Origin of the sequence: Saccharopolyspora halophila (genome assembly GCF_039531955.1) — a bacterium.
Classification (GTDB): Bacteria; Actinomycetota; Actinomycetes; order Mycobacteriales; family Pseudonocardiaceae; genus Saccharopolyspora; species Saccharopolyspora halophila.
The window spans coordinates 1-1,228 of the sequence record NZ_BAAARA010000029.1; the positions used below are offsets into that span (position 1 = coordinate 1).

The 1,228-nt window shown below is 69.6% G+C and carries 1 protein-coding gene; it reads left to right on the top strand.

Translation table 11 applies throughout. The features are described 5' to 3' along the window. Positions 1-2 precede the first annotated feature (2 nt). The coding region (glyA, locus tag ABD289_RS25100; RefSeq protein ID WP_344138106.1) for a serine hydroxymethyltransferase at positions 3-1,228 on the top strand (1,226 nt) is incomplete at its 3' end.

Sequence of the window (1,228 nt, forward strand, 5' to 3'; positions counted from 1 at the left end):
ATCTGTTCAACGACGCGCTCGCCGCGGTGGACCCGGAGGTGGCGACGGCGGTCGGCGCCGAACTGGGCCGCCAGCAGAACACGCTGGAAATGATCGCCTCGGAGAACTTCGCTCCGCAGGCGGTACTGCAGGCGCAGGGCTCGGTGCTGACCAACAAGTACGCCGAGGGCTACCCGGGCAAGCGCTACTACGGCGGCTGCGAGCACGTCGACGTCGTCGAGCAGCTGGCCATCGACCGGGTCAAGGACCTCTTCGGCGCCAGCTACGCCAACGTCCAGCCGCACTCCGGCGCCCAGGCCAACGCCGCGGCCATGTTCGCCCTGCTCAAGCCCGGCGACACCATCATGGGCCTCGACCTCGCCCACGGTGGCCACCTCACGCACGGCATGCGGATCAACTTCTCCGGCAAGCTCTACAACGTCGTGCCCTACACCGTCAGCGATGACGACCACCGCGTGGACATGGACGAAGTCGCGCGGCTGGCCCGGGAGAACCAACCGCAGATGATCATCGCTGGCTGGTCGGCCTACCCCCGCCAGCTCGACTTCAAGCGGTTCCGCGAGATCGCCGACGAGGTCGGCGCCTACCTCATGGTCGACATGGCCCACTTCGCGGGCCTGGTCGCGGCCGGCGTGCACCCCAGCCCGCTGCCGCACGCGCACGTGGTCACCACCACCACGCACAAGACCCTGGGCGGCCCGCGCGGCGGCGTGATCCTGTCCAACGACGAGCAGTTCACCAAGAAGTTCAACTCCGCGGTCTTCCCCGGCCAGCAGGGCGGCCCGCTCGAGCACGTCATCGCCGGCAAGGCCGTGGCGTTCAAGATCGCCGCCGGCGAGGAGTTCAAGGACCGCCAGCGCCGCACCGTCGAGGGCGCCCAGATCCTGGCCGAACGGCTCAAGGCGGTTGACACCGCCGAGGCCGGCGTCAACCTCGTCTCCGGCGGCACCGACGTGCACCTCGTGCTGGTCGACCTGCGCGACTCCGAACTCGACGGGCAACAGGCCGAGGACCGCCTCCACGAGATCGGCATCACGGTCAACCGCAACGCGGTCCCCAACGACCCGCGCCCGCCGATGGTCACCTCGGGCCTGCGCGTCGGCACCCCCGCACTGGCCACCCGCGGCTTCGGCAAGACCGAGTTCACCGAGGTCGCCGACATCATCGCCGAAGCCCTCAAACCCGGCTTCGACGAGACCACCAGCACCAGGCTCCGCGCCCGCGTGGA